Origin of the sequence: Prevotella sp. tf2-5 (genome assembly GCF_900115435.1) — a bacterium.
Taxonomy (GTDB): domain Bacteria; phylum Bacteroidota; class Bacteroidia; order Bacteroidales; family Bacteroidaceae; genus Prevotella.
Genome location: NZ_FOWK01000015.1, coordinates 49855 through 57991, shown reverse-complemented (window position 1 = coordinate 57991; position 8137 = coordinate 49855). Strand labels below are relative to the sequence as shown.

Genomic DNA, 8137 nt, shown 5'->3' with positions numbered 1-8137 from the left:
GGAGGAAGCCCTTCTGGATGGTGACGAGGTGCACAACATAACCTCAGACATCATCGAGTCGACATTCGGATGTTTCAAAGCAAGGATGTCACCCAACAAGAACAACGGATACACACCACTTGTGCTATTGATTCCGCTGTCACTCAAAGTCAGCACAATTGATGACTGTAGAAATTTTAACGTCAGCCATTTGCTTGCCAGAACTACCATTACCGACATCAAGAAATGGAGAGGGGACAACTTATTGCCAAACCCCTCCATTAAAAGAATGAATGTGGTTAAAAATATAGCATAAAATGGTATGCTAACTTAACAACCTAGGACGGTTCTCATTGATCCACTTTCCTGTCTAAATATTTTTTCTTTTGAAAGAAATGTTGTACCTTTGTGGTGGATCATTGAGAACCGTCCCCATTTTTCTTTGTGGAAAGTTATATATTCTAAATATTCATATTTTTAAGATAAGAAATGAAAAAAATATTAGCCGTGATATTTGGTTTGGTATTGATTAATTCATGCATTGTTTTCGACGAGATGAGAATGTTAACAATCGTGAATCGGACATGCGATACGATTCTTATCGGGAAGGCCTATTGCAATAATATTGACAGCACAAAATTTTTCATTCAGCATTGTGGATTTTCCTTGTATACTGATTCAATGAAAATGAAAGAGAATCTGTGGTTTGATAATAGTAATCTTATCTATCCAGACTCTTTGGGAAGTACAGGTATTAATTATTTAATTGAATATAAAAAAGGATATTTCTTCATTATAAAGTTGCAAATAGCTAGAAATCATAATTGGGAAGAAATCTGCAAGAATCATTTATACGACACATTAGTTGTCACCCGAGAGATGTTGAAACAAGGAAATCGAATAGAATACCATGGTAACAAAAAGTGAAAACAAAGGGAATATAGAATAATTCCAATAACAAGACGTATAAGATGAAATAATCATGAAAAAGACCACATTACTATTATTGCTGCTTAGTCTCGTAACTGTTTGCGAGGCACAAAACAGGTACTGCGTGACATACGAGGATTTCGTCAATGGAAACTGGGTATCAGTAGACACTTTCTACGTCACCAAACGCACAAAGACGGAGAAATTTATGGGAGGAGGCAATGATTATAAAATTGTGTCAAAAGAGAAAGATGTAAACAAGGCAATTAAGAAAGCGTTTGTCATAGCACAAGGTGACTCTATGTATGTGAATTGCCGTTATCTGAGATACCAAAAGACAAAATTTAGAGGAGGTTATGCAAAAGCCTGGAAGATTGGGACACGCAGCGTATTGTTTGTTAACATGCTTATAGGAAAGGAGGTCCTGACCGAGCAAACGACGGTAGGTATCATGTTTGGACTAGCCGGTACGATGGCTGTGGCTACTAAGGCGAGAAAGTATCGGGTGTGTTATGTTATCTCTGAAGGTGCCGATGAGAAAGGAAAGATTCAGATTCGATTACTTGATGATGACCTCATCAAGCAGATGTTGGACGAACAGGCACCCTCATTACTGAAAGAGTTCTATGCTGAGAGTGACGACAAAAAGCGTATAGGTGCCGAACACGTCATGCCGATACTTATGAAATCTGGACTTATAACTCCACTTCAGTGACGAGAAGAGTATGTTGTTTTCTGAAGAAGCAATTACCGAAGAAAGCTGGGGACGGTTCTGAATGATCCTAAAGTGGTATTATGCTTTTAAATCTGAGAACTTGAAAAAAAGATAACAATTAAAAATGAAAAGAAAATGGTGTATTTTATGAATCACATATTATACGGTTTACATTTGTTCACTCAAAAATTTGAGCCAGTTGTTTACCATAATGGTAAAGTAAGTTACAATGCTATGTTGGCTAAAAAGTTTTTCCTTCTTATGCTAATGAATTATCTCTTATGTATATCTTATTCCTTTATGAGTTTGATAAATATGGAAACAACACAGACTCTGTTCAGAAACAGCGTCTATAAAATTATTTATTTTAGTATTATTATAGTGCTTTCTTTAATTTTAGAATATTATTGGTTTGAAAAAGATGAAAAAGAAGAAAAATATTATTGGAAATTTGCCTCAAAGCCTGACAGAGAACATTTTAAATGGAAATTAATGGCATGGGGGCTGTTTATATTTTCAATTGTTTATATTATACTTTTAATTATTTAGTGTTCACTGATTAATGAAAATTCGGGGACGGTTCTCATTGATCCACTTTCCTGTCTAAATATTTTGTAAAAAGAGATGATAATACTATCTTTGCAACATAATTAATAACTTACGACAATGAGAACAAAACTGAGTATCTTATTTTGGATCATTCAGAGTCCCCAAATTTTTGTGGAAAGAATATAGCAAATGGTTGAATGAAGGTAATAAAGGAATTTTTAGATATGAAATCAATCCTTAAAAATCTGTTGAAAAATAGAACCACAATTCTAATAATAATTAATCTTGCAGTTATCTTTTGGATTACATGGTTTGAAAGAAATTTGCAATATGAACCTTTATTAGATTTTAATTCAAATATGGAGGATAGGAGATTGCCTTTAGTCTCACAAGTATATGACGTAATAATTATGGCAATTATCGTCAATATAATGATATTGTTTTATGAATTAATAAAAATAAGAAATTGTAAATTTATTAAATGCAATTTAATCTCTAGTATCATATACTTCATTTTTATTATTTTCTGTGTTGCCTTGGGATATTATCATATTCATATTAAATCACACAATTTAGTTATTTACGAAGGAAACACCTTATTTAGATTTCCTATTTGGCTATTTGGAAAGAAGCAATTTACAAGTATTGTTACAGTAACCAATCTATATGTGTCACTTAGTGTAATACTTATATGTGTATGTATTATAAATATATGTATAAAAAAAGGAAAATCTGTTCTGAATAATCGACTTCAGGAACACAGAAAATTTGGGGACGGTTCTGACTGATCCACTTTTCTGTCTAAACATTTTGTAAAATGAGATAAAAGTTATACCTTTGCAACATAACTAATAACTTACGACAATGAGAACAAAACTGAGTATCTTATTTTGGATCATTCAGAACCGTCCCCAAATTTTAAAGATCAAAATGACATAAATACAATAGAAGATATAAATGTTTTTTATGGATTATAAGGTTTATATAATAGCGTGCTGTTTGTGTATCTGTACAAATACAGCATTTGCACAAACAAAAGTAAGAACTGTGAGCAACAGATGTTCATTTGTAGAGGAAGAGACTATCAACGACAAAGATTTCTGGTTTCCTGAAAACCAATCGATGAGTCAATTAAGTGTTGTTAATGATACAAAATCTGCCGCATTATTAACATATGTCTATGTATCAAATCTTTTTGGGGAAAAAATAGCAAAGATAGAACAGCCGTATCATATTTCTATTGTTAATGACAGTTTATGGATGGTTTCTGGAACATCAAGACCACGAAATAAAAATAAGCAATGGAAAGGTAATTTCTATTTGTTAATCAATAAATTTAATGGTAAGATAATATCATGTATGCATGATAAATGAATTTAAGAAAGCTGGGGACGGTTCTGAATGATCCATTTTTTTGTGAATTATTTTGTCCTATGAAATAAAAGAAATACCTTTGCACTGTATTAATTAATATAACATGAACAAAAACTTGTTTCCATATATACAAAAGGAGCTCACCTATCCTTAAGAGAAGTGGATCATTGAGAACCGTCCCCAAATTTCTCTCTGTGGTAATATCTGGAGAATCGTATAATGGACTAATTGATAAAGATAATAATAGTATATCTGATGATCCTGAGTACATTTTAGCTCATGAGATTGCAGGACATGCAGACCCCAGGCTTAATGATAAAGGAGACGGAAAAACTGTAAACGCTGTAGAAGTTGAAAATATTATAAGAAAAGAAACTAACGCAAAAGAAAGGAGGGAGGAACCAAATCATGTACAGTAACATCTTTGTAGCTTATCTGTTGTTTAATATTACTAATATACTAGGATGCTGGCAGCTAACGGAGAGTGCTACCTTCAATTTTAATATAAATGGAGAGCATATTTTCGCTTCCAAAGAAATTTCAAATATTCCACCAATTGTGTCTTTCCTTTACAACGGGAAAGGAATCGTAGAATATTGTAATGGTAAAACTATCTCGCTTGACTGGCAATTTAATACTGATAACACAATAAGTATTACATATGACAATGTTAGTAAAGATTTATTCAATATTGAAATAATAAATGATTGTTTGATTTTAAAAGAAATAACTACCAATGTCTCGAAAAAGGAATATGTATTAAGACATACAGATCTAATAATTGAAGAATTTGAAAGAACAAATATGATAATAACAGATAATGAATATAATTCACTGATAAAAGAAAATCCTTTTACCTATTTGCCATGTTTTATTGTCGAAGGATGTGAAAAAGACAAAAACACTTTACAGATTGGAGGACAGGAGTATTTAGAAATAATAAATGGATATCCTAATACACAATGCGTAGTATTTATAAAAAGTTCTGATTATCAAAGAATTTTCCCTTGCTATCTTGTTACAAGAAAATCTGATAAAAATGGAGTAATCCCTATTGCTAATTATATTAAACACGTGAAAATTGATTCGTATGAACGGTAACACGAAAATCCGGGACGGTTCTGACTGATCCACTTTTTCTGTCTAAATATTTTGTAGAAAGAGATAATAATACTACCTTTGCAACATAACTAATAACTTACGACAATGAGAACAAAACTGAGTATCTTATTTTGGATCATTCAGAACCGTCCCCAATTTTTTTTGAATGGAAAGGTCGTAAATGAATATTCTGGTAACACAGTACCAGGAACGCAAGAATTTAATTCATCTACAATCTGGGAGAAAAATACTCAAAATATTAATTGGCAGAAATGAAAATCTTCATTAACATTATTGCTGGTATTGCATTTATTATGCAGTCAGTTTCTTTTGTATTAAACGCACTAATTCAAAAGAAACCAGAATGCGCAATAAATTCATTGTATAGTTATTTTGTTGTTACAGCTTTTTTTTGCTCGGTATTAGTTGTTGTCCTGTTTGTCATAATGTACAACTTTAATTTCAAGTTTTTGAAAATCAAGATTTTAAATTGCTTCTTCTTCTTAGTCGGCTTACTCGGAACATATATACATATTTGGCAGTTGTTCATGCATCATGACTTTGTATTAATATCATTTGTTTTACTATTATATGATATCTATATCTTTTGCAAGATACTGGGTAATCTTTTGGTGAAAACAGGAAATGCAGTAAAGAATGGAAATATTGTTAGACGGGAATTGAATTTAACAGAAAGAGTAGAAGAAAAAAAGCATTACGAAAATCCGGGACGGTTCTGACTGATCCACTTTTTCTGTCTAAATATTTTGTAGAAAGAGATAATAATACTACCTTTGCAACATAATTATTAACTTACGACAATGGGAACAAAACTGAGTATCTTATTTTGGATCATTCAGTCTTCGACGAAGTCGCTTGCCAGAGCAAGAACCCCAAATTTCTGTAGGGAAAATGGTCGAAGGTACTCACGTTCGAGAAAACTCAAATAAAATTTGGTTTTCTTCTCACTTAATCGTACCTTTGCAGTATAAAAACTTAAAACAAAGATACTAATGTCCCATAAAATAATGCTTATATGAAGAAGTGCATGTATATAATACTTTATTATACTTTGATAATAGGTTGTAGCAGTACTATGCCTTGCAGGCAATATTTTAGTAAATTAAGTACAGAAGAAATTGAAGATGTTGACGAAAAAACATTGACATTCAGAACTAGTTATATGGATTTTATGTTTAAATCATTGGGAACAATTTTAGAACCCAATATTCCTTTTGAAATAAAATATGATACTTTATCACATTATACTATTATCGCTGGTGGAAACATTATCTTTTCTAAAGAACAGAAAGAAAACGTTGTTAGTATAAAAAACGATACTATTGAGTTGTCATATATTATTGTGAAAAAAGAAGGTGTACCTGCCAAACGTTATTCTTGTAAAGGTTATTCCAAATCAGTTTTCAATAATACATGGAAAGACTGTCCAATTCCTCTTTATATAATGAAAGAAATAAGGAAAGACTTTTTTATTCGTATGAAATATCAGAAGTATAAATTAATCTGTAATGACAGTCTTAAAGGTATTAATATTATGCACCAATATCAATTATTTTAAACGAAACACAAAAAAAATAGAAGAAGAAAAGCATCATGAATAAATTGTTACTATTTTGTTTATCATTATTCACCTATATGGGTGTTTATGCAAATGACTCCATCCTCGTAAATAGAGTATGGACAGAAAGGCAAACTATATTTATCAATGAAGCAAAATTAGATTCAATTTTAGAGGATTCTGTAACTGAGTATAATGGTATTGGGTGTGGCTATGGCAGATGCATAGAAATATATTTCTTTAGTAACCATCTATTTAGAAAAGTTGATGTTGATGGGGATACCCTCCTGGGAAAATGGAAACTTGAAGGTAATTTGCTGACAATTAGATATGATAGAAAATATAGATATCATAAAAGAGAATATAGGTTTATGATAAAGTATAGAGAGAAAGATTATCCCACTCTTTTTCTATTTACTAGAAATATTTTCGATTGTTACATTTTCTGTAATTATAATGAAGAAACCGCAGACTCTCAATAATTTACTCATTGGAGTTGACATGAATAACATTTAAACCAAGAAATATGAAACAGATATTAGAAAGCTGGGGACGGTTCTGAATGATCCATTTTCCTGTCCAAATATTTTGTAGAACGAAATAAAAGAAATACCTTTGCACAGTATTAATTAATATAACACATGACAAAAACTTTGTTTCCAAATATAAAAAGGAGCTCACCTATCCTTAGGAGAAGTGGATCATTGAGAACCCCAAATTTCCTGGGATATAATACTACTGCACAAAGAGTTCTAAGACAATTGAGGAAGAAATAAATTGTTAATATCATATTATGAAGAAACGCTATATCGTTTTGGGGCTGATTGCTTTTACAATAGCATCATTCTACATTAACTGGAACGTCTATTATGTAGGCAAATGGGACATGTATGTTATAGTAGAAAACAAAAACAGATTCCAACATGATACTGTTACAGTATATCTCAGTAATTCGAGGTGGTTTTATGGGGATAATTATGTTAAATATATTCCCCAGTCTGCAGAAATGTCAAATTTATATCTATATCCTTTTAATGATACATTATATGCTCGAGAAGCATACATGGAGATTACAGACATACAATCGAAAAACTACAACATTAAGCCTGTCCACCTAATTAGGATAGACAAAGTAAAATCTAACAATCATGACTATTGGTCGGACTCTACTTTTTTAAAAGAAGAGATTCCCTATTGGATTAGAATTAATCACAGACATGGAATATATAAAAGTTGGAAATGAATCAAGATAAAGAAGAAACAGGATTCTAAATGATCCACTTCTAGTAAAAACATTTTATGTTATTAAATAAAAAGAATAATATAATGAAAAAATTCTTATCAATGACATTTTGTTTGTTTTTTTTTGCTTCTTGTCTTCCCGTGTGGGATACCATGGAAAGTATGAGAATAAAAAATTGTACAACAGATACATTACTTATTGGTGCATCTTTCAGCAACAATATTGATAGTGTTTATATAAATGTCTACGGTGGTAGGTTTCGGTTCTTACCATGTTCTGGAGATACGTGTGATTATACATGGACTACTATTAACGAAAAGGGAATGCTTGAAATAAGGCCACATGACTACATCCCTCAAGATTCCACGGCAGATTACGCAGAATCCGGTACTCTATTCTCACATAACAAAGAGCATAAAGCATACCTCTTTATCATTAAATTGGAGACAGCACGCAATCATACTTGGGCTGAAATATGCAGAGATCAGTTATATGACACATTGTTTGTCACTCGCGAGATGTTAGACGAAGGGAATCGAATAGAGTATCATGGGAATTGATGACGCAGGGACAGATGACGCAGGGACAGGTACGTGTCATGAAACTGTAGGCTCAAAATAGTTTAGATGACAGGTATTGTGCCTGACATCAACCTTACTGAAAAAGA

The 8137-nt window shown here is 31.8% G+C and carries 8 protein-coding genes and 1 pseudogene; all 9 read left to right on the top strand.

The features are described from left to right. Window positions 1-295 (top strand): annotated as a pseudogene (locus tag BM257_RS14985) (hypothetical protein); the annotation flags it as partial. Window positions 296-961: 666 nt separating this feature from the next. Beyond that, complete coding sequence (locus BM257_RS13755) at window positions 962-1624, top strand: DUF6563 family protein (protein ID WP_143096875.1); 663 nt, start codon at window positions 962-964, stop codon at window positions 1622-1624. Between the two features lie 315 nt (window positions 1625-1939). Next, the gene (locus BM257_RS14645) at window positions 1940-2173 is read left to right on the top strand and encodes a hypothetical protein (protein WP_143096788.1); all 234 of its coding nucleotides are present in this window, start codon (window positions 1940-1942) and stop codon (window positions 2171-2173) included. 966 nt (window positions 2174-3139) lie between these two features. Next, window positions 3140-3547, top strand: coding sequence for an NTF2 fold immunity protein (locus BM257_RS13740; RefSeq protein WP_177216134.1), 408 nt, complete (start codon window positions 3140-3142; stop codon window positions 3545-3547). A gap of 194 nt (window positions 3548-3741) precedes the next feature. Beyond that, window positions 3742-3966 (top strand): hypothetical protein, encoded by a 225-nt coding sequence (locus BM257_RS13735; protein WP_092073853.1) that lies wholly within the window; start codon window positions 3742-3744, stop codon window positions 3964-3966. Further along, window positions 3956-4648, top strand: coding sequence for a hypothetical protein (locus BM257_RS13730; RefSeq protein WP_092073851.1), 693 nt, complete (start codon window positions 3956-3958; stop codon window positions 4646-4648). The genes BM257_RS13735 and BM257_RS13730 overlap by 11 nt, the downstream gene beginning before the upstream one ends. A 1036-nt stretch (window positions 4649-5684) precedes the next feature. After that, entirely contained in the window at window positions 5685-6227 is a 543-nt protein-coding gene (locus BM257_RS13720) for a hypothetical protein (RefSeq protein ID WP_143096874.1), read from the top strand. Between the two features lie 35 nt (window positions 6228-6262). Continuing rightward, the gene (locus BM257_RS13715) at window positions 6263-6709 is read left to right on the top strand and encodes a hypothetical protein (RefSeq protein WP_143096873.1); all 447 of its coding nucleotides are present in this window, start codon (window positions 6263-6265) and stop codon (window positions 6707-6709) included. 844 nt (window positions 6710-7553) lie between these two features. Next, a complete protein-coding gene (locus tag BM257_RS13705) occupies window positions 7554-8030 on the top strand; it encodes a hypothetical protein (protein WP_143096872.1) in 477 nt (158 codons plus the stop codon). Window positions 8031-8137: the final 107 nt, after the last annotated feature.